This window comes from Serratia sp. SA088 (assembly GCF_049065515.1).
Lineage (GTDB): Bacteria > Pseudomonadota > Gammaproteobacteria > Enterobacterales > Enterobacteriaceae > Serratia > Serratia nematodiphila.
In genome coordinates this window covers 161,888-187,780 of the sequence record NZ_JBAKGW010000006.1, presented here as the reverse complement: position 1 = coordinate 187,780, position 25,893 = coordinate 161,888, and the positions used below count along the sequence as shown (strand labels likewise).

Genomic DNA, 25,893 nt, shown 5'->3' with positions numbered 1-25,893 from the left:
ATCAGCGGGCTTCGGCCCGCTGATTGACAACGTCATCCAACGCCTGTTCCAACTCCAGATAGCGGAAGTGGAAGCCGGCTTCTTCCAGGCGCTTCGGCACCGCCCGCTGGCCGCCGAGCACCAGCACCGCCGCTTCCCCCATCAACAAACGCATGACGAACGCCGGCACCCGCAGAAACGCCGGGCGATCGAGCACGTTGGCCAATTGGGCGGCGAATTGCTCGTTGTGCACCGGGTAAGGAGCCACCATGTTGAACGGGCCGCTCAGGGTGGCGTGATCCAGCAGATAAATAATGCCGTTGATCATGTCTTCGAGGTGGATCCACGGCAGGTATTGGCGACCGTCGCCGATCGGGCCGCCGAGCCCGAAGCGGAACGGCGGCAGCATTTTGGCCAGCGCGCCGCCCTGTGGCGCCAGCACCACGCCGGTGCGCAGCAGGCAGACGCGGGTGGCGTCGCCCTGCGCCTGTAGCGCCAGCGTTTCCCAGCGCTGGCACAGCTGGTGGGTGAATTCGTCGTGCGGCGGCTCCTCTTCGGTGACCACCGCCTGCCCCTGATCGCCGTAGTAGCCGACGGCGGAACCGGAAATCAGCACGCCGGGCGGCGTGCTGCCGGCTTTGATCAGCTGCGCCAGGCGTTCGGTCAGATCCCAGCGGCTGCGGCACAGGCGCTCTTTCTGCTGCGCGCTCCAGCGCTTGTCGGCGATAGGTTCGCCGGCCAGGTTGATCACCGCGTCGAAGTCATCCAGCGACTGCCGGCCGTCCAGCGTTTGCCAATAGCTCGGCCGATCGCCCAGTTTGGTTCGGGCGCGCCGCTCGTCGCGGGTCAGTACCGTAATGTGGTGAGAAAGCGCCAGCAGTCTTGCCGTCAGGCTGCTGCCTATCAATCCCGTTGCGCCGGTGATCAGGATCCGCATGGTCTACCTCCCTGAGTTAGCCCCGGCGGTAGCTCATGGTCATGGAGACCGAATCGGCGTAGCGCAGAGCCAGAAGTTTATCTATCTCCACTTCAGCATAGGTTACCCAGGCGTGTTCTTTTACGATGTCGAGCACATCCTGCGTTAATTTTTCCAGCAACGCGAAACGGTTATCTTCCACATGGCGGATGATCGCTTTGGTGATGGTGCGGTAGTTGAGCGCGTCGGCGATGTCTTCGCTGTTGCGCGCCTTGTCCGCCGGGTAGTGGATCACCACGTTGATCAGCACGTCCTGCCGGTTGTTGATTTCCTCTTCCTTGATACCGATGAACGTGCGCAGCCGCAGATTTTTAATGCGAATAACGGCGTCGGGTTGACTGAAAGACATCAGAGATTCTCCATAGGTCTGATTATTAGCGTTCAGAATACACGGAAAGTAAGGAAATGATAACGTGAGGACGATGTGACTCCCCGGCCGACGGGGAGTCGGAGGAGGCGCTTAGGCTTGTTCGGCCAGTTTGTAGGCACGCTCGGTCGCCGGGCGGTTGCTGATGCGCTCGAACCAGTTGCGCACCGCCGGGTAATCTGCCAGATCGATGCGCTGGCGCGGATGCGACACCACCCACGGGTAGGTGGCGATATCGGCGATGCTGTAGTTATCGCCGCCCAGGTACGGGTGTTTTTGCAGTTCAGCGTCCAGCACGCCGTACAGCCGTTTGGTTTCCAGATGGTAACGCTCGATGGCGTAAGGCACCGGCTGCGGCGCGTAGTGGTTAAAGTGGTGATTCTGCCCGAGCATCGGCCCGAACCCGGCCACCTGCCAGAACAGCCACTGCAGAGTGGCGGCGCGTTCGCGCAGGCCCTTGCTCAGCAGCTTGCCGGTCTTCTCCGCCAGATACAGCAGGATTTCCCCGGACTCGAACAGGCTGATTGGCGCGCCGCCGTCCACCGGTTGCTGATCGACAATCGCCGGGATTTTGTTGTTGGGAGAAATGCTCAGAAAGTCCGGTTTGAACTGCTCGCCGGCGCTGATGTTTACGCGATGGATACGGTAGGGCAAGCCGACCTCTTCCAGAAACAAGGTGATCTTGTGACCATTGGGAGTAGGCGCGTAATACAGGTCAATCATGTTGCCTCCTGCGGTAAGGTGATCTGTAATTCATTACACGTTGCTGCGGTCTTCGCCGCGCACAAAGGTATATCAGAGATCCAACAATAGCAGCTAAGGATAGCAGGCTATGTGGGATTCGTCCGATGCTATCTGCACAGTTGGATCACAATTCTACACCGAGGCGGGCGGCGGTTTGCCGCACGGCGCCGGCGCGGTAAAATGGCGCTTATTTCCCTCTATAGGACAAGGTTATGAAGCTGATGTTCGCCTCGGATATCCACGGATCGCTGCCGGCTACCGAACGCGTGCTGGAATTGTTCGCACAACAGGGCGCCGACTGGCTGATTCTTCTGGGCGATTTGCTGAATCACGGCCCGCGCAACGCGCTGCCGGCCGGGTATCAGCCCGCTCAGGTTGCCGAACGATTGAATCGCTATAGCGACAAGATCATCGCCGTTCGCGGCAATTGCGACAGCGAGGTCGATCAGATGCTGCTGACGTTCCCTATCGAGGCGCCCTGGCAACAGGTTGTACTGCAAAAAAGACGATTGTTTTTGACCCACGGTCACCTTTATCATCCCTCGGCACTGCCGCCGTTATCCCGCGGTGACGTCCTGGCCTACGGCCATACGCATCTGCCGCAGGCGGAGCGGCAGGGTGAGATCTATTGCTTCAATCCGGGCTCGGTCAGCATCCCGAAAGGGGGTTTTCCGGCCAGCTACGGCATGTTGGATCGGGGCACTTTGCGCGTGCTGGCGCTCGACGACGGCAAGGTCGTCGCGGAGGTGGCGTTAACACGCTAAACGCACTAATTTATACACACACAATAAAAATCTTTGAAAAACACTCATTGATTAACCAGCGCGCGGGATGCATCGCGCCAAAATAGAAGGTTTTAGAGGATGGCGGAACAGGGTCAGGCTGCAGATACCGAATGGGTTGATATCGTCGACGAGCAAAACGAGGTGATTGCGCAATCCAGTCGTCAACAGATGCGGGCGGAGCGGCTGCGTCATCGTGCTACCTATATTGTGGTGCATGATGGGATGGGAAAAATTCTGGTGCAGCGTCGCACCGAGATCAAGGACTTCTACCCTGGCTGGCTGGATGCGACGGCGGGTGGCGTAGTGCAAAGCGGTGAAAACGTGCTGGATTCGGCGCGCCGCGAGGCGGAAGAGGAGCTGGGCATCGCCGGCGTGCCTTTCGCCGAACACGGTCTGTTCTACTTCGAAGAAGAGCAGTGCCGGGTGTGGGGCGCGCTGTTCAGCTGCGTATCGCACGGCCCGTTCGCGCTGCAGGAAGAAGAAGTGGCTGAAGTGTGCTGGCTGACGCCGGAAGAGATCACCGCGCGCTGCGACGAGTTTACCCCGGATTCTCTGAAGGCGTTGTCGCTGTGGCTGACGCGCAACAACGAGCAGGATTACGGTAAGCCGCTCGATAACCACTGAGACGCCAACGCGTGAGGAAAGCCGGTCATCGACCGGCTTTTTTTATGCTGTGGATTCAGCAGCTGTCGCGGCGGCACAGCGTGGCGGGCAGGGAACCTGCCGGCTGCCAGGGTTGCTCGTTCAGCCTCGCCAGCAGCGCCTGACCGGCCTGAATGCCGATATCGCGATGCGGAATGGTCATGGTGGTCAGCGGCGGCTGGCACACCCGGCTGAACTCGCTGTTGCCGAATCCCACCACCGCCAGATTGTCCGGCACCTTGATGCGCCGCCGCTGGCATTCATACAGCGCGCCGCCCGCCAGTTCGTCCGAGGCGCACACCAGCGCGTCCAGCTCCGGCCAGGCCAGCAAGAATTCCGGCAGCTGCTGCGCGCCGGTGCTGAAGCTGGCGGGCTGCGCGGCGTTGATCACCCGATGCGGCGACATATGGTTGCGCAGCAGCGCCTTGTGCCAGCCCTGCAGGTGCTGCTGGAAAATCCACTGTTCCTGATTGGCGCACAGCAGCCCGATGTTCTGATAGCCGCTGGCGATCACCGTTTGCGTCAGCTGATACATGGCCGCCACGTAATCGATGCCGATGCTCATGTCGATCGGATCGGCGCGCACGGCGCCGATCTCCACCACCGGAATGTTGGCGGCGATCAACGCGTTGCGGGCATTTTGCGAATGCTCGACGCTGAGCAGCACCGCCGCCGCCAGGTTGTAAGAGAGCAGGGTCTCCAGCAGTTTCTCCTCGCGTTCCAGGTGGTGCTGCGACTCCGCCAGCATGATGTGATAGCCAGCGGGCTGCAGCACTTTCTGCAGGCCGGCGAACATCTCGGCGCAGCCGGATTCGGAGAGGCTGGGCACCACCATGGCGATGGTGTAGGAGGAGGCCGACGCCAGCGAACTGGCGGCCAGGTTGGGCAGATACCCCAACTCGCTCACCGCGGCTTCAATCTTCTCGCGCAGTTTGTCTGAAACCTGCTCCGGCGTGCGCAGCGCGCGCGACACCGTCATGGTGCCGACGCCCGCCAGCTGCGCTACATCAGCCAACGTCACCCTGCCCGTGCTGCGTCGTTTTTTACCGATCGACATGCCAAATCCCGACTGAAATGCGCGCGCGGCGCATAAAAATGGTGAGGGTGGGAAGCCGACGGCGCGGCTTCGACGATCCCCGTATGCGGCACATTCTACCCCGTTACCGGAAAGAGCGAGAAAAAATTGTGGTTAACGTCATGCCGCGGCACGGCGTTTTGATAGCGCTATCACAGATCTGCATGATAGCGCTTTGGTAGCGCTATCTTTGTGATGTCCATCACTGTGTGCCCGGGAGGGGTTGATTAAAGTTTTACCGTCGCCGGTGAATTAATCACCGGCCGCAATCATCGACTTTCGGGAGGATAACGTGCTGAAAGAGTGGCTGACCGCCGATCATATACAGCTGTGCGAACGGGTGGAGGACTGGCGCCAGGCGGTAACGCTGAGCGCGCAGCCGCTGCTGCAAGACGGTGTGATTACGCCGAATTACCTGACGGCCATCTTTCATCAGCAGGAGAAGCTCGGCCCTTACTTTGTCCTGGCGCCGGGCATCGCCATGCCACACGCCCGGCCGGAGGAAGGCGCCAGCGCGCTGGGGTTATCGCTGTTGAAGATCCATCAGGGGGTGAACTTTCATTCCGCGGATAACGATCCGGTTCAGGTGGTGGTGATGCTTTCCGCACCCGACGGCAACAGCCACATCGAATTGATTTCGCAACTGGCGGAATTATTTTCCGATAACCAGGCCATAGAGGCGTTATTTCACGCCAAAGATAAACGGCAAATCGAGGATATTATCGCCCGCTATTAACGTTTAATCACCAGGAACACTATTAATGCTAACAACGCCGGGAATATGACCGGCGGCGCTACCCTACACGCTAAATTCAACAGGTGGATATCATGAAAATCATGGCGATTTGCGGTTCAGGTCTCGGCAGCAGCTTTATGGTGGAAATGAACATTAAAAAGGTGCTGAAAAAGATGGGGGTGGAGGCCGAGGTTGAACACTCCGATCTGTCGTCCGCCACTCCCGGCGCGGCCGACGTGTTCGTGATGGCGAAAGACATTGCCGACAGCGCCAGCGTGCCGGCCGAGCAGCTGGTGGTGATCAGCAACATCATCGACATCAATGAGCTGGAAGCCAAGCTGCGCGCTTACTTCGAAGCCCACTCAATCCTCTGAATAAAACGATTGGCGAGGTGGATATGTTTATCCAGGAAACGCTCAAGTTTGTGGTGGATATATTAAAGGTGCCTTCGGTGCTGGTCGGGCTTATTGCGCTGATCGGTTTGCTGGCGCAAAAGAAATCCTTTTCCGACGTGGTGAAAGGCACGGTAAAAACCATTCTCGGCTTTATCGTTTTGGGCGGCGGCGCCACGGTATTGGTCGGGTCGCTCAATCCGTTGGGCGGCATGTTCGAACACGCGTTTAATATTCAGGGCATCATTCCGAACAACGAAGCGATCGTCTCTATCGCGCTGGAGAAATACGGCGCTTCCACCGCCTTGATCATGGCGTTTGGCATGGTGGCGAACATCGTGGTGGCGCGCTTCACCCGGCTGAAATACATCTTCCTCACCGGCCACCACACCTTCTACATGGCCTGCATGATCGGCATCATCCTGACGGTGGCAGGCTTCGAGGGCGTGCAGCTGGTGTTTACCGGCGCGTTGACCCTGGGGCTGGTGATGGCGTTCTTCCCGGCGATTGCCCAGCGCTATATGCGCCGCATCACCGGCAATGACGATATCGCTTTCGGCCACTTCGGCACCCTGGGCTATGTGTTGTCCGGCTGGATCGGCTCGAAGGTGGGCAAAAATTCGCGCTCAACCGAGGAGATGAACCTACCGAAAAATCTCAGCTTCCTGCGCGACAGCTCCATTTCGATCTCGATGACCATGATCGTCATCTACCTGATCCTGGCGATCTGCGCCGGGCGGGCCTATGTGGAAAGCGAGCTCAGCGGCGGCCAGAACTACCTGGTGTATTCGATTATCCAGGCCATCACCTTCGCCGCTGGGGTGTTCATCATTCTGCAGGGCGTGCGCTTGATTCTGGCGGAGATCGTGCCGGCGTTCACCGGCTTCTCGGAAAAACTGGTGCCTAACGCGCGGCCGGCGTTGGATTGTCCGGTGGTTTATCCCTATGCCCCCAACGCGGTGCTGATCGGCTTCCTGTTCAGCTTTCTTGGCGGGTTAGCCGGGCTGTTCCTGCTGGGGCAACTGAAGATGGTGCTGATCCTGCCCGGCGTGGTGCCGCATTTCTTCACCGGCGCTACCGCCGGGGTGTTCGGCAACGCGACCGGCGGGCGGCGCGGCGCGATGCTGGGCGCCTTTGCCAACGGGCTGCTGATCACCTTCCTGCCGGTGCTGCTGCTGCCGGTGTTGGGGGCGCTTGGTTTTGCCAACACCACTTTCTCCGACGCCGACTTCGGCGCGATCGGCATCCTGCTGGGCAATATGGCGCGCTTTATGTCGAAGGAGATGATCATGTTGGCGATCGTCGCCGTGTTCGCGCTGCTGGTGGCGCATAACTTCCTGGGAAAACGCAAAGGCGCGCCGGCCGCTGACCGCGTCGAGAAATAACGAGGGCAGACTGATGAACGACACAACGAGCGAAACGGAAATTGAAGAGCTGCGTGCCCTGGCGCGCGCGATCCGCCTGGAAACGCTGAAAGCGCTGACCGGGCTGGGCTTCGGCCACTATGGCGGCTGCATGTCGGTGGTGGAGACGCTGGCGGTGCTGTACGGCGGCGTGATGCGCATCGATCCGGCGGATCCGGACTGGCCGGAGCGCGATGACTTTGTGCTGTCGAAAGGGCACGCCGGCCCGGCGCTGTACAGCACGCTGGCGATCAAGGGCTACTTCCCGCTGGCGGAACTGAAGACCCTCAACCAGAACGGCACGCGCCTGCCGAGCCACCCGGACCGGCTGCGCACGCGCGGCGTGGACGCCACCACCGGCTCACTGGGGCAGGGCGTGTCGATCGCCGCCGGCATGGCGTTATCCCATCGGCTGGCGGGGCGGCGCAATCGGGTGTTCAGCATTCTCGGCGACGGGGAGCTGAATGAAGGACAGTGCTGGGAGGCGTTCCAGTTTATCGCCCACCACAACCTGAACAACCTGACGCTGTTCATCGATTACAACAAGCAACAGCTGGACGGCGCGCTGGACGAGGTGATCCAACCGTTCGATCTGGCCGCCAAGTTCCGCGCCTTCGGCTTTGAGGTGCAGACTGTCAAGGGCGACGACATCGCGGCGCTGCTGACGGCGGTAGCGCCGGCGCGCGGCGGTGAACAGCGGCCGCTGGCGATCGTGCTCGACAGCATCAAGGGACAGGGCGTGACCTATCTGGAAAACCTGTCGAACTCACACCACCTGCGCCTGACGCCGGACGTGCAGCTGGAGATCGAAAAAGCCATCGCCGAACTGGAGGCCGCCCATGTTTAACGTAGTGACGCAGTTGGAAAACGACACCGTCGAAATGCGCAAAGTCTACGCCGGCGCGGTGCGGCGGCAGATTGAGGCGGGCGCGCCGATCATCGCGCTGGAGGCGGATTTGATGAGCTCGATGGCGATGGACGGTGTGCACAAGGATCACCCGCAGCACGTGATCAACTGCGGCATCATGGAGGCCAACGTGATCGGCGTCGCCGCCGGGCTGTCGCTCACCGGCCGGGTGCCGTTCGTGCACACCTTCACCGCCTTCGCCAGCCGCCGCTGTTTCGATCAGCTGTTCATGTCGCTGGATTACCAGCGCAACAACGTCAAAGTGATCGCCTCCGACGCGGGGGTAAGCGCCTGCCACAACGGCGGCACCCACATGTCGTTCGAAGACATGGGCATCGTGCGCGGGCTGGCGCATTCGGTGGTGCTGGAAGTGACCGACGCCACCATGTTCGCCGACGTTCTGCGCCAGCTGATGGATCTGCGCGGCTTCTACTGGGTGCGCACCATCCGCAAGCAGGCGACGCGCATCTACCAGGAGGGCTCGCGCTTTACCATCGGCAAGGGCAACCTGCTGCGCGACGGCGACGATATCACGCTGATCGCCAACGGCATCATGGTGGCGGAGGCGCTGAAGGCGGCGGAGATGCTGGCGCGGCAGGGCGTCAGCGCGGCGGTGATCGATATGTTCACCCTCAAGCCTATTGACCGTGAACTGATCAAAACCTACGCGGCCAAGACCGGACGCATCGTCACCTGTGAAAACCACAGCATTCATAACGGGCTGGGATCGGCGGTGGCGGAAGTGCTGGCGGAGGAGTGCCCGACGCCGATGCGGCGCGTGGGGGTGAAGGAGCGTTACGGCCAGGTGGGCACCCAGGCGTTTTTACAGCAGGAGTATGGTCTGACCGCCGAACATATTCTGGAGGCCGCCGGGCAGTTGCTGGCGCGTTAGGGAACGCAAAAGAAAAGCGCCGGTCAATGACCGGCGCTTTTTTATCGCTCAACCTGAAGAATATCAGGCCTTGGCGGCGGCAGCGTCAGCCTGGGAAGACTGGATCGCCGTCAGCGCAACGGTGTAGACGATATCGTCAACCAGTGCGCCGCGCGACAGGTCGTTCACCGGTTTGCGCATGCCTTGCAGCATCGGCCCGATGGAGACCAGGTCAGCGGAACGCTGTACCGCTTTGTAGGTGGTGTTGCCGGTGTTCAGATCCGGGAAGATGAACACGGTCGCCTGGCCGGCCACCGGTGAGTTCGGCGCCTTGGATTTGGCAACGTCGGCCATGATGGCGGCGTCGTACTGCAGCGGGCCGTCGATGATCAGGTCCGGGCGTTTTTCCTGCGCCAGACGGGTCGCTTCGCGCACTTTCTCGACGTCGCTGCCCGCACCGGAGTTGCCGGTGGAGTAGGAGATCATCGCTACGCGCGGCTCGATGCCGAAGGCGGCGGCGGAATCCGCAGACTGGATGGCGATTTCAGACAGCTGCTCGGCGGTCGGATCCGGGTTGATCGCGCAGTCACCGTAGACCAGTACCTGGTCAGGCAGCAGCATGAAGAACACGGAGGACACCAGCGAGCTGCCCGGCGCGGTTTTGATCAACTGCAACGGCGGACGGATGGTGTTGGCGGTGGTGTGAACCGCGCCGGAGACCAGACCGTCGACTTCGCCTTGTTCCAGCATCAGGGTGCCGAGCACCACGTTGTCTTCCAGCTGCTCGCGCGCGACCACTTCGGTCATGCCCTTGCTCTTGCGCAGCTCAACCAGACGCGGCACGTAGTTTTCACGCACGGCGACCGGATCGACGATTTCGATGCCTTTGCCCAGCTCAACGCCTTGCGCCGCCGCGACGCGCTGGATCTCGTCCGGGTTGCCGAGCAGCACGCATTCCGCGATGCCGCGTTCGGCACAGATGGCCGCCGCTTTCACGGTGCGCGGCTCGTCGCCTTCCGGCAGCACGATGCGCTTGCCGGCTTTACGCGCCAGTTCGGTCAGCTCGTAACGGAACGCCGGTGGAGACAGGCGGCGTGAACGCTCGGAGGTGGCGGTCAGCGAATCGATCCACTCGGTGCTGATGTGGCTGGCCACGTAGTTCTGCACTTTCTCGATGCGCTGGTGGTCGTCCGCCGGCACTTCGAGGTTGAAGCTCTGCAGGCTCAGCGAGGTCTGCCAGGTGTTGGTGTCGACCATGAACACCGGCAGGCCGGTCTGGAAGGCGCGTTCGCACAGCTTCTTGATCGGCTCGTCGATGGCGTAGCCGCCGGTCAGCAGGATAGCGCCGATTTCCACGCCGTTCATCGCCGCCAGGCAGGCGGAGACCAGTACGTCAGGACGGTCTGCGGAGGTCACCAGCAGGGAGCCTGGGCGGAAGTGTTCCAGCATGTGCGGAATGCTGCGCGCACAGAAGGTCACGGACTTCACGCGGCGGGTCATGATGTCGCCTTCGTTGACCACGCGGGCCTTCAGGTGGCGAGCCATGTCGATGGCGCGGGTGGCGATCAGATCGAAGCTCCACGGCACGCAGCCCAGAACCGGCAGCGGGCTGTTGGCGAACAGCTGCGCAGGATCGACATGGGCGATGCTGGCCTTGGTGGAGTCGTCGAAGATTTCGGACAGGTCAGGACGGGTGCGGCCCTGATCGTCGACCGGTGCGTTCAGCTTGTTGATGATCACGCCGGTGATGTTTTTGTTCTTGCTGCCGCCGAAGCTGGTGCGCGCCAGTTCGATGCGCTCTTTCAGCTGCGCCGGGGAGTCGTTGCCCAGCGCCAGCACGAAGACGATCTCGGCGTTCAGGGTTTTGGCGATCTCGTAGTTCAGCGCGTTGGCGAACTGATGTTTGCGGGTCGGCACCAGGCCTTCGATCAGCACCACTTCCGCGTCTTTGGTGTTCTCGTGGTAGCGCGCCACGATCTCTTCCATCAGCACGTCTTGCTGGTTGGAGCTCAGCAGGCCCTCAACGTAATCCATGCGCAGCGGTTCGGCCGCCGGGATGGTGGAGTTGCTGCGGATGATAGTGGTGGTCTGGTCGAGTGCGTTGTCGCCGGTGCGCGGTTGAGCGATAGGTTTGAACACGCTCAGACGAACGCCTTTTTGCTCCATGGAGCGGATGACACCCAGGCTGACGCTGGTCAGGCCGACGCTGGTGCCGGTGGGGATCAACATAATAGTACGTGACACAGAATAGTCCTCTTCACGATTAACATGAGGCTAAAACAACACCGTCAGCCTGGGCTGACGGTGTTTTGAGAGCATTACGCGGTCAGGCGGGATGCGTCCTGCGCGATGACCAACTCTTCGTTGGTCGGGATCACCAGCGCCAGGCGGCTGCCGTCTTTGGTGATGGCGCCGGATTTGCCGAAGCGAGCGGCCATGTTGCGGTCGTGGTCGATTTCGAAGCCCAGCAGGCCCAGTTTGTTCAGGGTCAGCTCACGCACCATGCCGGCGTTCTCGCCGATGCCGCCGGTGAAGATCACCGCGTCCAGACGGCCTTCCATCAGCGCGCTGTAGGCGCCGACGTATTTGGCCAGACGGTGGCAGAACACGTCCATGGCGCGTTTGGCGTCGGCTTTGCTGTCGTAGTTGTCTTCAACGTAACGGCAGTCGCTGGTGACTTCGGTCAGGCCCAGCAGGCCGGATTCTTTGGTCAGCATCTTGTTGATCTGATCAACGCTCATGCCCAGAGAATCGTGCAGGTGGAAGATGATAGCCGGATCGATGTCACCGCTGCGGGTGCCCATTACCAGGCCTTCCAGCGGGGTCAGACCCATGGAGGTGTCAACGCACTGGCCGTTGCGCACTGCGGTGACGGAACCGCCGTTGCCCAGGTGGCAAGTGATCACGTTCACTTCTTCCACCGGCTTGTTCAGCATCTTCGCGGCTTCCTGAGTCACGTAGAAGTGGCTGGTGCCGTGTGCGCCGTAGCGGCGAACGCCGTGGTCGCGGTACAGGCTGTACGGCAGGGCGTACAGGTAAGACTCTTCCGGCATGGTCTGGTGGAACGCGGTGTCGAACACGGCAACGTTCTTGTCAGCCAGGTGAGGGAAGGATTTCAGCGCTTCCGCGATGCCGATCAGGTGAGCTGGGTTGTGCAGTGGTGCAAACGGCACGGAATCTTTGATACCCTGCAGAACTTCGTCGTTGATCACGGCGGAGGCGGTGAACTTCTCGCCGCCGTGCACGATGCGGTGGCCGATGGCGGTCAGCTGCGCGGAAAGCTCTGGTTTTTGTGCCAGAATAGTATTAACAATGAAGTTCAGCGCTTCGCTGTGTGCAGCGCCGGCCCCCAGGGCAGCTTCGTGTTTGGCGCCGTCCATTTTCCACTTGATGCGAGCTTCAGGCAGGTGGAAACACTCGGCCAAACCGGAGAGGAATTCGTCGCCGTTAACGGCATCGATGATGGCGAATTTCAGAGAAGAACTGCCGCAGTTAAGAACCAGTACTAGCTTACTCGACATGGAAGTACCTACTTAAATAGTCGTGTTGTTAAAAGAAAATCGAACACACGTGGTGAATTAATCGTCAATCAGACAACAAGCGTAGCGCATAGTGCCGATGACATTTATGATTAACATCATGTGAAGTGCACAAATCACAGGATGATGGAAAAACCGATGATTTCTCTGCGGTTTAAATAATCTTGATTTTTATAGGGCTAAAAGTTGACAAAATTTACGTCATCTTCTACCGGCCACAAGGCCGGCTTAGGATACCGATAGCCCGGTGCAAACACAAAATAAATTTAAAGCTTCAAATTTTTTAGTATGGTCTCTGGCAGCACGCTTTTAGTTTCTTTACGTGACGTTGAGGTACGCAATGACGAGCAAACCGTCCGGTTCCGTAAGCTGGTTTCAGGTCTTCCAGCGCGGGCAGCATTATATGAAAACCTGGCCGTCAGACAAACGTCTGGCACCGGTCTTTCCGGAGAACCGCGTTGCGCGTGCCACCCGTTTCGCTATTCGTTTCATGCCGCCGTTGGCGATTTTCACGCTGACCTGGCAGATCGCGCTCGGCGGCCAGCTCGGCCCGGCGATCGCCACCGCGCTGTTCGCTTGCAGCCTGCCGATGCAGGGCTTGTGGTGGCTGGGGCGCCGCTCTGTTACGCCGCTGCCACCGACGCTGTTGCAATGGTTTCATGAGGTGCGCAACAAGCTGACGGAAGCCGGGCAGGCGGTAGCGCCGCTCGAAGGCACGCCGACCTATCAGACGTTGGCTGATTTGCTCAAGCGCGCCTTCAAGCAGCTGGACAAAACCTTCCTCGACGATCTGTAAATGAAAAAAGGCCGCGCTGATGCGGCCTTTCTCGTCAAAGCGCCAATAACCCCGGTTTAAATCAAAGAACGGTCGAGTTGTGATTTCCTGCGTTCTTGCGCTGTGCGATGCTCCCGCCATCACACAGAAATGAGGAAATCCTGATGGAAATGACCAACGCCCAGCGGCTGATCCTGTCGAATCAGTATAAGATGATGACCCTGCTCGATCCGGACAACGGCGATCGTTATCGCCGGTTGCAAACCATCGTCGAACGCGGCTTCGGTTTGCAAATGCGCGAGCTGGATCGCGACTTCGGCGAACTGAGCGAAGAGGTGTGCCGCACCATCATCAACGTGATGGAGATGCATCATGCGCTGCAGGTTTCCTGGGGCAACCTGAAAGAGAAGCAGGATCTGGACGAGCGCCGCCTGGCGTTTCTCGGTTTCGATGCCGCGACCGAGGCGCGCTACCTGAGTTATGTGCGTTTCCTGGTCAGCACCGAGGGGCGCTATACTCACTTTGATTCCGGCAGCCACGGTTTTAACGCCCAGACCAAAATGTGGGAAAAATATCAGCGTATGCTGGCGATTTGGCAGGCCTGCCCGCGCCAGTATCACTTGAGCGCCGTTGAGATAGCGCAAATCATCAATGCTTGATTAAGAAGAGGTTTTCTGTGGAGTGTAAGGGTTTTCTGTTCGATCTTGATGGCACCCTGGTGGATTCGCTGCCGGCGGTAGAGCGCGCCTGGACGCACTGGGCCGAGCGCCGCGGCGTCGACCCGCAAGCGGTGCTGGACTTCATTCACGGTAAACAGGCCATTACTTCTCTGCGCCACTTTATGCCGGGCGAAAGCGAAGCGGAAATTCAGCGTGAATTCCAATTGCTGGAGCAGGTGGAAGCGCAGGATACCGACGGCGTTCGCGCGCTGCCGGGCGCGATTGCGTTGCTGGAGCGCCTGAACGCGCTCGGCATCCCTTGGGCGATCGTCACCTCCGGTTCGGTGCCGGTGGCGGGCGCTCGCCGCCAGGCCGGCGGTTTGCCGCAGCCGGCGGTGTTCATCACCGCTGAGCAGGTTAAACATGGCAAGCCGCAGCCTGACGCCTATCTGCTGGGCGCCGAGCGCCTGGGGCTGGCGCCGCACGAGTGCGTGGTGGTCGAAGACGCACCGGCCGGCATTCTCTCCGGCCTGGCGGCGGGTTGCCAGGTGATTGCGGTCAACGCCCCGGCCGATGCGCCGAAGCTGGAGCAGGTCGACCTGCGGCTGGATTCGCTGGCGCAGATCGCCGTCGATAAAACGGCGCAGGGCGCGATCGTTCGCCGGCTGGCCTAAGTGGCATTATCTTCACCCTAATTGATTAGACCCCGCCTCGGCGGGGTTTTTTTATGCTATTTTTTAGGCCCTTGGACATTTGCCGGATGAGACCGTTTTGAACAGCGAATTACTGTGGGTGCTGAGTTTACTGCTGATTGCCATCGTGCTGTTTACCACCAACAAGCTGCGTATGGACGTGGTGGCGCTGTTGGTGATCATCGCTTTCGTGCTGAGCGGCACGCTCAGCCTGCAGGAGGCGACGGTCGGTTTCAGCGATCCCAACGTGATTTTGATCGCCGCGCTGTTCGTGATCGGCGAAGGGCTGGTGCGCACTGGCGTGGCTTATCAGGTGGGCGACTGGCTGGTCAAAGTCGCCGGCAGCAGCGAAACTAAAATGTTGATGCTGCTGATGGTGACGGTCGCCGGGCTGGGGGCATTTATGAGCTCGACCGGCGTGGTGGCGATCTTTATCCCGGTGGTGCTCAGCGTGACGGCGAGAATGAAGATCGCGCCGGGGCGGCTGATGATGCCGCTCAGTTTCGCCGGACTTATCAGCGGCATGATGACGCTGGTGGCCACGCCGCCCAACATGGTGGTCAACAGCGAACTGGTGCGCGAAGGCATCCATGGTTTCGGTTTCTTCAGCGTGACGCCCATCGGCCTGGCGGTGCTGGCGCTGGGCGTCGGCTACATGCTGATCGCCCGCCGTTGGCTGGGCAGCAGTGACACGGGCAAAGCCGGCGACGACTGGCAGCGCCGCTCCTTCCGTGACCTTATCCGCGATTATAAGCTGACCGGCCGTGCGCGGCGGCTGGCTGTCCGCAGCGCTTCGCCGCTGATCGGGCGTTCGCTGGACGAGCTGCACCTGCGTGCGCGCTATGGCGCCAACGTGGTGGGCATCGAGCGCTGGAAACGCTTCCGGCGGGTGATGGTCAGCGCCTCCGGCAGCACCGAACTGCGCGAGGGCGACGTCCTCTTGATCGACATGTCGGACAGCCAGGTCGATCTGCGCGAATTCTGCGGCGAACAGCGGCTGGAGCCGATGGTGCTGCGCGGTGATTACTTCTCTGAACAGTCGCGCAACGTCGGCATGGCGGAGGTCTCGCTGATCCCGGACTCGGCGCTGCTGGGTAAAAGCCTGCGCGAAGCGGCGTTCCGCAGCCGCTACGATCTGAACGTGGTGGGTATCCGCCGCCACGGCGAGACGCTGGGCGGCAAATTGGTGGACGAGCCGCTGGAACTGGGCGACATCTTGCTGGTGATCGGCGACTGGAAGGCGATTCGTCAGCTGCAGGCCAAAACCCACGACTTTATCGTGCTCAATCTGCCGGCCGAGGTGGACGAAGTGGCACCGGCCATCACGCAGGCGCCGCACGCGCTGTTTTGTCTGGCGCTGATGGTGGCGATGATGCTGACCGACGAAATCCCCAACCCAATCGCGGCGCTGATCGCCTGTTTGTTGATGGGCAAGTTCCGCTGTATTGATATGGAGAGCGCCTATAAATCGATCCATTGGCCGAGCATTATTTTGATTGTCGGCATGATGCCGTTCGCGCAGGCGCTGCAAAAGACCGGCGGGGTGGATCTGATCGTCAGCGGGCTGATGGACGTCGCCGGCGGCGCGGGGCCGCGCGTGATGCTGCTGTGCCTGTTCGTCTTGTGCGCCACCATCGGCCTGTTTATTTCCAACACCGCGACGGCGGTGCTGATGGCGCCGATCGCCATCGCCGCCGCGCGCGAAATGGGGGTATCGCCATACCCGTTCGCGATGATTATCGCCGTCGCCGCGTCCGCCGCCTTTATGACGCCGGTCTCTTCACCGGTCAATACGCTGGTGCTGGGGCCGGGCAATTACAAGTTCGGCGATTTTGTGCGGCTCGGCGTGCCGTTCACCCTGTTGGTGATGGCGGTCAGCGTGATTGTGGTGCCGTGGCTCTACGGTTTTTAACGGCGCAGCGAGGCTGCGCCGGCGGGGTTACAGCGAGCTGTCGAGGCTGATTTCGTCCAATGACAGGCTGAAACTGGGAATGAATACCTCCATGAAGTAGTCCATTTCCGGGCTGCGGCGCTGCTCCAGGGTTTTATCCAGCCGTGCCTTGGCCAGGGTGAATTCGTTGTTGCCGGCAGACAGCTCCTCCAGGCATTTCAGGTAGGCGCACAATGCGTCCGCCTGCTTTACCACCTGCTTTTCATCTTCGCTGTAGTAGTGCTCATCGAGAATGGTGCGGAAATCGTTGCGCAGCTCAGCGGGGATCATGTCCAGCAGCTTTTGTTGGGCGATCTTTTCGATCTTCTTGTACTCATGGGCGATCTGCGGATTGTAGTACTTGATCGGCGTCGGCATGTCGCCGGTGATCACTTCGCTGGCGTCGTGGTACATCGCCAGCAGCGCAACGCGGTCGGCGTTGAGGTTGCCGTTGAATTTGCGGTTCTTGATCACCGCCAACGCGTGGGCGACAAAGGCCACCTGCAGACTGTGTTCGGAGACGTTCTCGGTACGCACGTTGCGCATCAGTGGCCAGCGGTTGATCAGTTTCAGGCGGGACAGATGGGCGAAGAAATGGCTCTGGCTCATGGTGCTCTCTTTAACGGCAAGTGAGGGCCCCATTGTGAAGCAGTGACGGCGAATTTTGCAACCGGGCAATGAGAGAAGGGCGCAGCAAGGCGCTGCGCCCCAGGCGATTACTGATGGTAGCCTTCAAGGAAGCGGCCCAGCTTGCCGACCGCCATTTCCAGCTCGTCTACGCGCGGCAGGGTGACGATACGCACGTGATCCGGGTAGGGCCAGTTGAATGCGGTCCCCTGCACCAGCAGCACTTTTTCCTGCAGCAGCAGATCCAGCACCAGTTTCTGGTCGTCATGGATATTGAAGCGTTTGGCATCGATGCGCGGGAACATATACAGCGCGCCCTGCGGCTTCACGCATGAGACGCCCGGAATGTCGTTGAGCAGTTCCCAGGTGCGGTTGCGCTGTTCGTACAGACGGCCGCCGGGCTGAATGAATTCGCTGATGCTTTGATAACCGCCCAGCGCGGTCTGAATGGCGTGCTGCATCGGCACGTTGGCGCACAGGCGCATCGAAGCCAGCATCTCCAGCCCTTCGATATAGCCTTTGGCGTGCTTCTTCGGCCCGTTCAGCACCATCCAGCCTTGACGGAAGCCTGCCACGCGGTAGGTTTTCGACAGGCCGTTGAAGGTCACGGTCAACAGATCTGGCGCCAGCGCAGCGATCGAATGATGCTCCGCTTCGTCATACAGGATCTTGTCGTAGATTTCGTCGGCGAAGATGATCAGGTTGTGTTGGCGGGCGATCTCGACGATCTGCTCCAGCAGCGCTTTGCTGTACACCGCGCCGGTCGGGTTGTTCGGGTTGATGATCACGATGCCGCGGGTGCGCGGGGTGATCTTGCTGATGATGTCGTCCAGATCCGGGAACCAGCCGGCCTGCTCATCGCACAGGTAATGTACGGCCTTGCCGCCGGACAGCGAAACCGCGGCGGTCCACAGCGGATAGTCCGGCGCCGGCACCAGCATTTCGTCGCCGCTGTTGAGCAGCGCCTGCATGGATTGAACGATCAGCTCGGAGACGCCGTTGCCAATGTAGATATCCTCAACGGTCACGTCACGCATGTTGCGCGCCTGATAGTGCTGCATGATCGCTTTACGCGCCGAGAAGAGGCCCTTGGAGTCGGAGTAACCTTGCGCCGTGGGCAGATTGCGGATCACGTCGACCAGGATTTCGTCCGGGGCGTCGAAACCGAACGGGGCAGGGTTGCCGATGTTCAGTTTCAGGACTTTGTTGCCTTCTTCTTCAAGACGTTTAGCTTCTTTAAGCACCGGGCCGCGAATGTCATAGCAGACGTTGTCCAGTTTGCTGGATTTCTCAATGGGGGACATAAAAAGTTGAGCCTTTTGCTGGGATAGGGGCGCTCCTACCGTGGGACGCCGCAACCCGCCCAATGTACTCCTGGCGTAGTTGCTTTTGAAGGGTTTTGCACGCCTTTGGTGCAAATGCATGTCGTAACGGGGGATTTTAGTTATGATAAGCAAAGGTAAAGTTATTTTGTGGTTCATAATTTCATGAACTATAATTTTACTAGGGTTTTGTTCTGTGAAATTGCGTGTCGATAAACGAGACGTGCCGACGATCGCGGCCGGTAGCAGTGAAATGATAAGCCGAAAGTGAGAATGGGCTTCAATAAACTGTAAAGGAATGATAATACCGGAGTTGTCTGATAGCGGGTTGCCGGTTAGCGCACCACACTAAGAAAATGGCATATTTACATTAGCTTTACTTTATATTTCAGCTTAAGCATTGTTTATGTGGTTATAGGATTGTTATTTAAAGTAAAAATCTTACTGATTGAATTTATTAAATTCATTGAGTGATAACACGAAGTTGGCGCCGTTAATTATTTATTTTTCTTACTCTGAAATGCAGTCTGAACGCCGGTTGATAAGGATTCTCAGTAGCACGAATGGAGTGGAAATTAGGCGGTATCAATGAGTAAAATCTCAGGTTCGGTGGGGGTTTTCCCTTTTCACCGGTATTCAGTCCCCCGCGTTCTATAAGCACCATCGATAGATCGCATTTTAAAAGGCGATAGAGGTAACGAATCATAAGTAATTTTTTTGCCCTCCACTTATGAGTGGGGTACTGTCATAACAGGCACCGTCCTTTTCAACGGCGTCTGAGAAACACACCAGGGTAGTAGTTCGTAAATTAGAATTTAAAAAAGTGAAGAATACACTATGACAACTGCAAATCGTCCGATACTTAATCTCGACCTCGATCTGCTAAGAACCTTTGTTGCGGTTGCTGATTTGAATACCTTTGCGGCGGCGGCTGTTGCCGTTTGCCGTACGCAATCAGCCGTCAGTCAACAAATGCAGCGATTAGAGCAACTGGTCGGCAAAGAACTGTTTGCCCGCCATGGGCGCAACAAACTCCTGACTGAGCATGGTATTCAGCTTCTCGGTTATGCCAGGAAGATCCTGCGCTTTAACGACGAAGCCTGTACCTCGCTGATGTACAACAATATTAAAGGTGTTCTGACCATCGGCGCTTCCGACGACACCGCCGATACCATTCTGCCTTTCCTGTTGAACCGCGTGACCGCCATCTATCCGAAGCTGGCCATTGACGTGCGCGTAAAGCGCAGCACGACGATGGTCGATCTGCTGGAAGAGGGTGAGATCGATCTGGCGGTGACCACGGCCGATCCGGCCGGGCACCCACACATCGTGCTGCGCACGTCGCCGACGCTGTGGTACTGCGCTGCCGATTACCACTATCAGGCCGGCGAACCTATCCCGCTGGTGGTGATGGATGAACCAAGCCCGTTCCGCGCGCTGGCGATCAAACAGTTGGACGAAGCCGGTATCCCGTGGCGCATCGCCTACGTCGCCTCCACGCTGTCTGCGGTGCGGGCGGCCTGTAAGGCCGGCCTGGGCGTGACCGCGCGGCCGATCGAAATGATGAGCCCCGACCTGCGGGTGCTGGGCGCGGTGGAAGGTTTGCCGCCGCTGCCGGATACCCAGTATGCTCTATGCAAAAACGCGCAGTGCAGCAACGAACTGGCAATGGCCATCTTCAGCGCGATGCAGGGCGGCAATGACGGCTATGGCTTCAACGGCGCGGAAGCCGGTCTCCAGGGCGATCAGGATGACGCCAGCCTGGTGGACGAAGAAGAATAACGCCGCGGCGTGATATCTGATGAAAAACCTCTGCTTCGGCGGAGGTTTTTTTTGCCCTTTTTTTGGCGATTTTTACTGTTATAGGGATTTAATGACGATTTTGTTATGAGTTGGCTGTTTTATTAACTTTTAAGCGTTGCTGAAAAGAGAATTTGACCGGGTTTAAGATGCTGGGTTTATTTTTTGAACAATAAGATTGAATGAGTTAAAGGCATGGTAATAGCAGGGTTATTTTGTTAGCTTATGACGGCCGTTTTTGCGGCTTAATTTGAGGAAAATTGTTAAAGGGCCACACTTTTTTTGAGGATTTATGCTGAAAACGTGTCCTGGATCAAAAAAATACCCCTAGGTAGTGAGTGGAAGAACAGGGAATTCCTGAGACAATGGTATAGTAAAACTGAAATGTGCATGTTGGTTTATATCTATCTGTTTCTACACAAAAATTAACTGACACGATTTAGCCTGTCCCTGGCGCATCAAATGTTAATCAAATGATACGTATGTAAACTAGTGTGTAGATACTTTTGTCAAAGTTGACAAAAGGTTATAGAAAGGAGTAAAAAGCCCACAGAAAAACGCTGCCTAACTCGCTGTAAAAGCAGTTTGTTTGTGTGGTTATTTATCCTTCCCTTAAATCGATGTGGCGCACTAACTGCCGGTGACAAGAGCAGTGCGATCGACGCCACTTTTGATGAGTAAGCATAGAGTATGTCAACAACCACTGAAGTTATCGCTCATCACTGGGCGCTCGCCGTATTTCTCGTCGTGGCTATCGGGCTTTGCGGCTTAATGCTGCTGGGTGCGTTCTTCTTGGGCGGGAGAGCCCGGGCGCGCGCCAAACACACCCCGTTTGAATCAGGTATCGACTCCGTCGGCACGGCGCGCATGCGCTTGTCCGCCAAGTTTTACCTGGTGGCCATGTTCTTCGTTATTTTCGACGTTGAAGCCTTATACCTGTATGCCTGGTCGGTCTCGATTCGCGAGAGCGGCTGGGTGGGCTTTATCGAAGCCGCCATTTTCATTTTGGTGCTATTGGCCGGTCTGGTTTATCTGGTGCGCATCGGCGCGTTGGATTGGACTCCGGCGCGTTCCCAACGCCGCAGTAAACCGAGCACGATCACTAACACCAACAGTCATCCGCAGTAACAGCGAGGCATTAAGATGGACTATACGCTCACCCGCATAGACCCGAACGGTGAGAACGACCGTTATCCCCTGCAAAAACAGGAGATCGTCGCCGATCCCCTGGAACAACAGGTCCACCGCACGGTTTACATGGGTAAACTCGAACATGCGCTGCATGACATGGTGAACTGGGGGCGTAAAAACTCTATTTGGCCGTATAACTTCGGCCTTTCGTGCTGTTACGTGGAGATGGTGACGTCGTTTACCGCCGTTCACGACGTGGCGCGTTTCGGTGCGGAAGTGTTGCGCGCCTCCCCGCGTCAGGCTGACCTGATGGTGGTGGCCGGCACCTGCTTCACCAAGATGGCTCCGGTCATCCAACGCCTGTACGAGCAGATGCTGGAGCCCAAGTGGGTGATCTCGATGGGCGCCTGCGCCAACTCCGGCGGCATGTACGACATCTATTCCGTGGTGCAGGGCGTGGACAAGTTCCTGCCGGTCGACGTGTACATTCCCGGCTGCCCACCGCGTCCGGAAGCTTACATGCAAGCGCTGATGCTGCTGCAGGAATCCATCGGCAAAGAACGTCGCCCGCTGTCGTGGGTTGTCGGCGATCAGGGCGTTTACCGCGCCAATATGCAGTCTGAAAGAGAGCGTAAACACGGCGAGCGCATCGCGGTGACCAACCTCCGGACGCCTGACGAGATTTAAGACGTTCATTTAACGTCCATCTTAGTGCGCTATTGGTTAACACAGCGAAAAGTGAAACTTGCGGCGAATAACCCTTTAGTGTGGTGAAAAAAAATTATGACAGATTTGACGACGCACGACGCCTTGCCTGCCTGGCAGACCCGAGATCACCTTGACGACCCGGTGATCGGCGAACTGCGCAACCGTTTTGGGCCGGAAGCCTTTACTGTTCAGGCCACCCGCACCGGCATGCCCGTGGTATGGGTTAAACCTGACCAGTTACTGGAAGTAATGACGTTCCTGAGAAAACAGCCGAAGCCGTATGTCATGCTGTTCGATCTGCATGGCGTGGACGAACGTCTTCGCACCCACCGCGACGGCCTGCCCGCTGCGGATTTCTCCGTTTTCTACCATCTGATCTCCATCGAGCGCAACCGCGACATCATGCTGAAGGTGGCGCTGTCTGAAAAAGACCTGCACGTGCCGACGGCGACCAAGGTGTTCCCGAACGCCAACTGGTACGAGCGCGAAACCTGGGAAATGTTCGGCATCACCTTCGACGGCCACCCGCACCTGTCGCGCATCATGATGCCGCAGACCTGGGAAGGGCACCCGCTGCGTAAGGACTACCCGGCGCGCGCCACCGAATTCGATCCTTTCGTGCTGACCAAGCAGAAAGAAGATCTGGAGATGGAAGCGCTGACCTTCAAGCCGGAAGACTGGGGCATGAAGCGCGGCACCGAGAACGAAGACTTCATGTTCCTCAACCTCGGCCCGAACCACCCGTCCGCGCACGGTGCGTTCCGCATCATTCTGCAGCTGGACGGCGAAGAGATCGTCGACTGCGTGCCGGATATCGGCTATCACCACCGCGGCGCCGAGAAGATGGGCGAGCGTCAATCCTGGCACAGCTACATCCCGTACACCGACCGCATCGAGTACCTCGGCGGCTGCGTGAACGAAATGCCTTACGTGTTGGCGGTTGAAAAGCTGGCCGGCATCAAGGTGCCTGAGCGCGTCGACACCATCCGCGTGATGCTGTCCGAACTGTTCCGCATCAACAGCCACCTGCTGTACATCTCCACCTTCATTCAGGACGTCGGCGCGATGACCCCGGTGTTCTTCGCCTTTACCGACCGTCAGAAGATCTACGATCTGGTGGAAGCGATCACCGGTTTCCGTATGCACCCGGCCTGGTTCCGCATCGGCGGCGTCGCGCACGATCTGCCGCGCGGCTGGGATCGCCTGCTGCGTGAATTCCTCGACTGGATGCCGAAGCGTCTGGACTCCTACGTGAAAGCGGCGCTGAAGAACAGCATCCTGAAAGGCCGCTCCATCGGCGTCGCGTCTTATAACGCCAAAGAAGCGCTGGAGTGGGGCGTGACCGGCGCCGGCCTGCGCGCGACCGGCGTTGAGTTCGACGTGCGTAAATGGCGCCCGTACTCCGGCTACGAGAACTTCGACTTCGAAGTGCCGGTCGGCGACGGCACCAGCGACTGCTACACCCGCGTGATGCTAAAGGTGGAAGAGCTGCGCCAGAGCCTGCGCATCCTCGAACAGTGCCTGAACAACATGCCGGAAGGCCCGTTCAAGGCCGATCACCCGCTGACTACGCCGCCGCCGAAAGAGCGCACGCTGCAGCACATTGAAACGCTGATCACCCACTTCCTGCAGGTTTCCTGGGGCCCGGTGATGCCAGCCAACGAATCATTCCAGATGATTGAAGCCACCAAAGGGATCAACAGCTACTACCTGACCAGCGACGGCAGCACCATGAGCTACCGCACCCGGGTACGTACGCCGAGCTTTGCGCACCTGCAGCAGATCCCATCGGTCATCCGTGGCAGCCTGGTTTCCGACCTGATCGTCTATCTGGGTAGTATCGATTTTGTAATGTCAGATGTGGACCGCTAACTATGCATGATCAAAAAGACAATCACGCAGTCAATGATGCGCTCGAGCCCATCAACGCAGCCGCTCCTCAGAGCGGCGTTGATGCATTTGTACTGAGCGCGGAAGAACGTGATGCGATCGAGCACGAAAAGCACCATTACGAGGATCCGCGCGCCGCTTCCATCGAGGCACTGAAAATTGTGCAGAAGCAGCGCGGCTGGGTTCCGGACGGTGCGATTTACGCCATCGCGGAAGTGCTGGGCATCCCCGCCAGCGACGTAGAAGGCGTGGCCACGTTCTACAGCCAGATTTTCCGTCAGCCAGTAGGACGTCACGTGATCCGTTATTGTGACAGCGTTGTTTGTCACATCACCGGTTACCAGGGCATTCAGGCCGCTATCGAGAAGAAGCTGAACATCAAGCCGGGTCAAACCACCTTTGATGGCCGCTTCACGCTGTTGCCGACCTGCTGTCTGGGCAACTGCGATAAAGGGCCGACCATGATGATTGATGAGGACACTCACAGTCAGCTGAAGCCTGAAGATATCGAGACGCTACTGGAGCAGTATCAATGACCAAGCACATTGTACGCACTCCCGAAACGCATCCGCTGACCTGGCGTCTGCGCGATGACAAGCAGCCGCTGTGGCTGGACGAATACCGCAGCAAAAACGGCTATGCCGGTGCGGAAAAGGCCCTGAAGGGCCTGGCGCCCGACGAGATCGTCAGCCTGGTGAAAGATTCCGGGCTGAAGGGCCGCGGCGGCGCGGGCTTCTCCACCGGTTTGAAGTGGAGCCTGATGCCGAAGGACGAATCCATGAACATCCGTTACCTGCTGTGTAACGCCGATGAGATGGAGCCGGGCACCTATAAAGACCGCCTGCTGATGGAGCAGCTGCCGCACCTGCTGGTGGAAGGCATGCTGATCTCCGCGTTCGCGCTGAAAGCCTACCGTGGCTACATCTTCCTGCGCGGTGAGTACATCGAAGCGGCGGCGCACCTGCGTCGCGCCATCGCGGAAGCCACCGAAGCCGGCTATCTGGGCAAGAACATTCTCGGCACCGGATTTGATTTCGAGCTGATCGTGCACACCGGCGCCGGCCGTTACATCTGCGGCGAAGAAACCGCGCTGATCAACTCGCTGGAAGGCCGCCGCGCCAACCCGCGCTCCAAGCCGCCATTCCCGGCCAGCGCCGGCGTGTGGGGCAAGCCGACCTGCGTCAACAACGTCGAAACGTTGTGCAACGTGCCGGCCATTTTGGCGAACGGCGTGGAGTGGTACACCGGCATCTCCGGCAGTGAAGACAAAGGCACCAAGCTGATGGGCTTCTCCGGCCGGGTGAAAAATCCGGGCGTCTGGGAGCTGCCGTTCGGCACCACCGCGCGTGAAATCCTGGAAGACTACGCCGGCGGCATGCGCGACGGTCTGCGCTTCAAAGCCTGGCAGCCGGGCGGCGCGGGCACCGACTTCCTGACCGCCGATCACCTCGACCTGCCGATGGAATACGGCGCGATCGGTAAAGCCGGCAGCCGTCTCGGCACCGCGTTGGCGATGGCGGTAGACCACGAAATCGGCATGGTGCCGCTGGTGCGCAACCTGGAAGAGTTCTTCGCCCGCGAGTCCTGCGGCTGGTGTACGCCATGTCGCGACGGCCTGCCGTGGAGCGTGAAGATCCTGCGTGCGTTGGAGAACGGCGAAGGGCAGCCGGGGGATATTGAAACCCTCGAACAGCTGTGCCGTTCCCTCGGCCCGGGCAAAACCTTCTGCGCCCACGCGCCAGGTGCCGTAGAGCCACTGCAAAGCGCGATTAAATATTTCCGTGAAGAGTTCGAGGCGGGTATCGCCGTGCAGCACTTCGGCAACGCTCATGCGATTGGCGGCATTCAGCCGAACAACCTGCTGAAGCAGCGCTGGTAAGCCGACTCGCCCGAACACGGCCAGAATTTTTGATTAACGCCTGCCGCAAGGCAGGCCACTTGGA

Annotated in this window: 25 protein-coding genes; 17 read left to right on the top strand and 8 right to left on the bottom strand. The window is 58.9% G+C overall.

Features of this window, described 5'->3' with window-relative positions; genetic code table 11:
* Window position 1: 1 nt before the first annotated feature.
* The 3 genes from ACOWVD_RS16695 to yfcG form a co-directional block, all read right to left on the bottom strand.
* Window positions 2-916 carry a TIGR01777 family oxidoreductase gene (locus ACOWVD_RS16695; RefSeq protein ID WP_049241847.1) on the bottom strand — a complete coding sequence of 305 codons (915 nt, stop codon included), beginning with the start codon at window positions 914-916 and terminating at the stop codon, window positions 2-4.
* Window positions 917-932: 16 nt separating this feature from the next.
* Window positions 933-1,304 (bottom strand): dihydroneopterin triphosphate 2'-epimerase, encoded by a 372-nt coding sequence (folX, locus tag ACOWVD_RS16690; RefSeq protein WP_004936094.1) that lies wholly within the window; start codon window positions 1,302-1,304, stop codon window positions 933-935.
* Window positions 1,305-1,415: 111 nt separating this feature from the next.
* On the bottom strand, window positions 1,416-2,045 hold the full coding sequence (gene yfcG / locus ACOWVD_RS16685; protein WP_004936091.1) for a GSH-dependent disulfide bond oxidoreductase: 630 nt from the start codon (window positions 2,043-2,045) through the stop codon (window positions 1,416-1,418).
* Between the two features lie 233 nt (window positions 2,046-2,278).
* Between yfcG and yfcE the strand changes: the two genes are divergently transcribed.
* Together yfcE and yfcD are read left to right on the top strand one after the other, a co-directional pair.
* On the top strand, window positions 2,279-2,830 hold the full coding sequence (gene yfcE / locus ACOWVD_RS16680; protein ID WP_004936089.1) for a phosphodiesterase: 552 nt from the start codon (window positions 2,279-2,281) through the stop codon (window positions 2,828-2,830).
* A gap of 99 nt (window positions 2,831-2,929) precedes the next feature.
* Window positions 2,930-3,475 carry an NUDIX hydrolase YfcD gene (yfcD, locus tag ACOWVD_RS16675; protein ID WP_004936086.1) on the top strand — a complete coding sequence of 182 codons (546 nt, stop codon included), beginning with the start codon at window positions 2,930-2,932 and terminating at the stop codon, window positions 3,473-3,475.
* A gap of 55 nt (window positions 3,476-3,530) precedes the next feature.
* Here yfcD and ACOWVD_RS16670 read toward each other — a convergent pair whose 3' ends face one another.
* Window positions 3,531-4,550 carry a LacI family DNA-binding transcriptional regulator gene (locus ACOWVD_RS16670; RefSeq protein WP_004936083.1) on the bottom strand — a complete coding sequence of 340 codons (1,020 nt, stop codon included), beginning with the start codon at window positions 4,548-4,550 and terminating at the stop codon, window positions 3,531-3,533.
* A 310-nt stretch (window positions 4,551-4,860) separates the two neighbouring features.
* Between ACOWVD_RS16670 and ACOWVD_RS16665 the strand changes: the two genes are divergently transcribed.
* The 5 genes from ACOWVD_RS16665 (at window position 4,861) to ACOWVD_RS16645 (ending at window position 8,898) form a co-directional block, all read left to right on the top strand.
* Window positions 4,861-5,304 (top strand): PTS sugar transporter subunit IIA, encoded by a 444-nt coding sequence (locus ACOWVD_RS16665; RefSeq protein WP_421105691.1) that lies wholly within the window; start codon window positions 4,861-4,863, stop codon window positions 5,302-5,304.
* A gap of 92 nt (window positions 5,305-5,396) precedes the next feature.
* A complete protein-coding gene (locus ACOWVD_RS16660; RefSeq protein ID WP_015378585.1) occupies window positions 5,397-5,678 on the top strand; it encodes a PTS sugar transporter subunit IIB in 282 nt (93 codons plus the stop codon).
* Window positions 5,679-5,701: 23 nt separating this feature from the next.
* The gene (locus tag ACOWVD_RS16655; RefSeq protein ID WP_004936074.1) at window positions 5,702-7,081 is read left to right on the top strand and encodes a PTS ascorbate transporter subunit IIC; all 1,380 of its coding nucleotides are present in this window, start codon (window positions 5,702-5,704) and stop codon (window positions 7,079-7,081) included.
* Window positions 7,082-7,094: 13 nt separating this feature from the next.
* Window positions 7,095-7,946, top strand: coding sequence for a transketolase (locus ACOWVD_RS16650; RefSeq protein ID WP_274864660.1), 852 nt, complete (start codon window positions 7,095-7,097; stop codon window positions 7,944-7,946).
* Window positions 7,939-8,898 (top strand): transketolase family protein, encoded by a 960-nt coding sequence (locus tag ACOWVD_RS16645; RefSeq protein ID WP_021505560.1) that lies wholly within the window; start codon window positions 7,939-7,941, stop codon window positions 8,896-8,898. Before ACOWVD_RS16650 ends, ACOWVD_RS16645 begins: the two co-directional genes overlap by 8 nt.
* A 63-nt stretch (window positions 8,899-8,961) precedes the next feature.
* On the opposite strand, the gene pta is transcribed toward ACOWVD_RS16645, so the two are convergent.
* Together pta and ackA are read right to left on the bottom strand one after the other, a co-directional pair.
* Window positions 8,962-11,121, bottom strand: a complete 2,160-nt coding sequence (pta, locus tag ACOWVD_RS16640) for a phosphate acetyltransferase (protein ID WP_004936066.1) — start codon at window positions 11,119-11,121, stop codon at window positions 8,962-8,964.
* A gap of 74 nt (window positions 11,122-11,195) precedes the next feature.
* Window positions 11,196-12,398 (bottom strand): acetate kinase, encoded by a 1,203-nt coding sequence (gene ackA / locus ACOWVD_RS16635; RefSeq protein WP_004936063.1) that lies wholly within the window; start codon window positions 12,396-12,398, stop codon window positions 11,196-11,198.
* 358 nt (window positions 12,399-12,756) lie between these two features.
* Between ackA and yfbV the strand changes: the two genes are divergently transcribed.
* The 4 genes from yfbV (at window position 12,757) to ACOWVD_RS16615 (ending at window position 16,454) form a co-directional block, all read left to right on the top strand.
* Window positions 12,757-13,212 (top strand): terminus macrodomain insulation protein YfbV, encoded by a 456-nt coding sequence (gene yfbV, locus ACOWVD_RS16630; protein WP_004936061.1) that lies wholly within the window; start codon window positions 12,757-12,759, stop codon window positions 13,210-13,212.
* A 143-nt stretch (window positions 13,213-13,355) separates the two neighbouring features.
* Entirely contained in the window at window positions 13,356-13,850 is a 495-nt protein-coding gene (locus ACOWVD_RS16625; RefSeq protein WP_004936059.1) for a YfbU family protein, read from the top strand.
* A gap of 17 nt (window positions 13,851-13,867) precedes the next feature.
* Complete coding sequence (locus ACOWVD_RS16620; RefSeq protein WP_004936056.1) at window positions 13,868-14,524, top strand: sugar phosphatase; 657 nt, start codon at window positions 13,868-13,870, stop codon at window positions 14,522-14,524.
* Window positions 14,525-14,603: 79 nt separating this feature from the next.
* Entirely contained in the window at window positions 14,604-16,454 is a 1,851-nt protein-coding gene (locus ACOWVD_RS16615) for an SLC13 family permease (protein ID WP_197763346.1), read from the top strand.
* Between the two features lie 27 nt (window positions 16,455-16,481).
* Here ACOWVD_RS16615 and yfbR read toward each other — a convergent pair whose 3' ends face one another.
* Together yfbR and ACOWVD_RS16605 are read right to left on the bottom strand one after the other, a co-directional pair.
* A complete protein-coding gene (yfbR, locus tag ACOWVD_RS16610; protein ID WP_015378582.1) occupies window positions 16,482-17,081 on the bottom strand; it encodes a 5'-deoxynucleotidase in 600 nt (199 codons plus the stop codon).
* A 107-nt stretch (window positions 17,082-17,188) separates the two neighbouring features.
* Window positions 17,189-18,403 (bottom strand): pyridoxal phosphate-dependent aminotransferase, encoded by a 1,215-nt coding sequence (locus ACOWVD_RS16605; RefSeq protein WP_004936047.1) that lies wholly within the window; start codon window positions 18,401-18,403, stop codon window positions 17,189-17,191.
* An 855-nt stretch (window positions 18,404-19,258) separates the two neighbouring features.
* On the opposite strand from ACOWVD_RS16605, the gene lrhA reads away from it, so the two are divergent.
* The 6 genes from lrhA (at window position 19,259) to nuoF (ending at window position 25,829) form a co-directional block, all read left to right on the top strand.
* A complete protein-coding gene (gene lrhA, locus ACOWVD_RS16600; protein ID WP_004936045.1) occupies window positions 19,259-20,203 on the top strand; it encodes a transcriptional regulator LrhA in 945 nt (314 codons plus the stop codon).
* A gap of 708 nt (window positions 20,204-20,911) precedes the next feature.
* On the top strand, window positions 20,912-21,349 hold the full coding sequence (gene nuoA / locus ACOWVD_RS16595; RefSeq protein WP_004936040.1) for an NADH-quinone oxidoreductase subunit NuoA: 438 nt from the start codon (window positions 20,912-20,914) through the stop codon (window positions 21,347-21,349).
* A 15-nt stretch (window positions 21,350-21,364) separates the two neighbouring features.
* Window positions 21,365-22,039, top strand: coding sequence for a NuoB/complex I 20 kDa subunit family protein (locus tag ACOWVD_RS16590; RefSeq protein WP_004936039.1), 675 nt, complete (start codon window positions 21,365-21,367; stop codon window positions 22,037-22,039).
* Window positions 22,040-22,135: 96 nt separating this feature from the next.
* Window positions 22,136-23,932: an NADH-quinone oxidoreductase subunit C/D gene (nuoC, locus tag ACOWVD_RS16585; RefSeq protein ID WP_004936036.1), complete on the top strand. Its 1,797-nt coding sequence runs from the start codon at window positions 22,136-22,138 to the stop codon at window positions 23,930-23,932.
* Between the two features lie 2 nt (window positions 23,933-23,934).
* Entirely contained in the window at window positions 23,935-24,486 is a 552-nt protein-coding gene (gene nuoE, locus ACOWVD_RS16580) for an NADH-quinone oxidoreductase subunit NuoE (protein WP_004936034.1), read from the top strand.
* Complete coding sequence (nuoF, locus tag ACOWVD_RS16575) at window positions 24,483-25,829, top strand: NADH-quinone oxidoreductase subunit NuoF (protein ID WP_004936030.1); 1,347 nt, start codon at window positions 24,483-24,485, stop codon at window positions 25,827-25,829. Before nuoE ends, nuoF begins: the two co-directional genes overlap by 4 nt.
* Window positions 25,830-25,893 lie beyond the last annotated feature (64 nt).

Excerpts from the sequence above, each read along its gene's own strand:
- ACOWVD_RS16695 (WP_049241847.1), bottom strand. The coding sequence starts at position 916 with ATGCGGATCCTGATCACCGGCGCAACGGGATTGATAGGCAGCAGCCTG.
- folX (WP_004936094.1), bottom strand. The coding sequence starts at position 1,304 with ATGTCTTTCAGTCAACCCGACGCCGTTATTCGCATTAAAAATCTGCGG.
- yfcG (WP_004936091.1), bottom strand. The coding sequence starts at position 2,045 with ATGATTGACCTGTATTACGCGCCTACTCCCAATGGTCACAAGATCACC.
- yfcE (WP_004936089.1), top strand. The coding sequence starts at position 2,279 with ATGAAGCTGATGTTCGCCTCGGATATCCACGGATCGCTGCCGGCTACC.
- yfcD (WP_004936086.1), top strand. The coding sequence starts at position 2,930 with ATGGCGGAACAGGGTCAGGCTGCAGATACCGAATGGGTTGATATCGTC.
- ACOWVD_RS16670 (WP_004936083.1), bottom strand. The coding sequence starts at position 4,550 with ATGTCGATCGGTAAAAAACGACGCAGCACGGGCAGGGTGACGTTGGCT.
- ACOWVD_RS16660 (WP_015378585.1), top strand. The coding sequence starts at position 5,397 with ATGAAAATCATGGCGATTTGCGGTTCAGGTCTCGGCAGCAGCTTTATG.
- ACOWVD_RS16655 (WP_004936074.1), top strand. The coding sequence starts at position 5,702 with ATGTTTATCCAGGAAACGCTCAAGTTTGTGGTGGATATATTAAAGGTG.
- ACOWVD_RS16650 (WP_274864660.1), top strand. The coding sequence starts at position 7,095 with ATGAACGACACAACGAGCGAAACGGAAATTGAAGAGCTGCGTGCCCTG.
- ACOWVD_RS16645 (WP_021505560.1), top strand. The coding sequence starts at position 7,939 with ATGTTTAACGTAGTGACGCAGTTGGAAAACGACACCGTCGAAATGCGC.
- ackA (WP_004936063.1), bottom strand. The coding sequence starts at position 12,398 with ATGTCGAGTAAGCTAGTACTGGTTCTTAACTGCGGCAGTTCTTCTCTG.
- yfbV (WP_004936061.1), top strand. The coding sequence starts at position 12,757 with ATGACGAGCAAACCGTCCGGTTCCGTAAGCTGGTTTCAGGTCTTCCAG.
- ACOWVD_RS16625 (WP_004936059.1), top strand. The coding sequence starts at position 13,356 with ATGGAAATGACCAACGCCCAGCGGCTGATCCTGTCGAATCAGTATAAG.
- yfbR (WP_015378582.1), bottom strand. The coding sequence starts at position 17,081 with ATGAGCCAGAGCCATTTCTTCGCCCATCTGTCCCGCCTGAAACTGATC.
- ACOWVD_RS16605 (WP_004936047.1), bottom strand. The coding sequence starts at position 18,403 with ATGTCCCCCATTGAGAAATCCAGCAAACTGGACAACGTCTGCTATGAC.
- lrhA (WP_004936045.1), top strand. The coding sequence starts at position 19,259 with ATGACAACTGCAAATCGTCCGATACTTAATCTCGACCTCGATCTGCTA.
- nuoA (WP_004936040.1), top strand. The coding sequence starts at position 20,912 with ATGTCAACAACCACTGAAGTTATCGCTCATCACTGGGCGCTCGCCGTA.
- ACOWVD_RS16590 (WP_004936039.1), top strand. The coding sequence starts at position 21,365 with ATGGACTATACGCTCACCCGCATAGACCCGAACGGTGAGAACGACCGT.
- nuoC (WP_004936036.1), top strand. The coding sequence starts at position 22,136 with ATGACAGATTTGACGACGCACGACGCCTTGCCTGCCTGGCAGACCCGA.
- nuoE (WP_004936034.1), top strand. The coding sequence starts at position 23,935 with ATGCATGATCAAAAAGACAATCACGCAGTCAATGATGCGCTCGAGCCC.
- nuoF (WP_004936030.1), top strand. The coding sequence starts at position 24,483 with ATGACCAAGCACATTGTACGCACTCCCGAAACGCATCCGCTGACCTGG.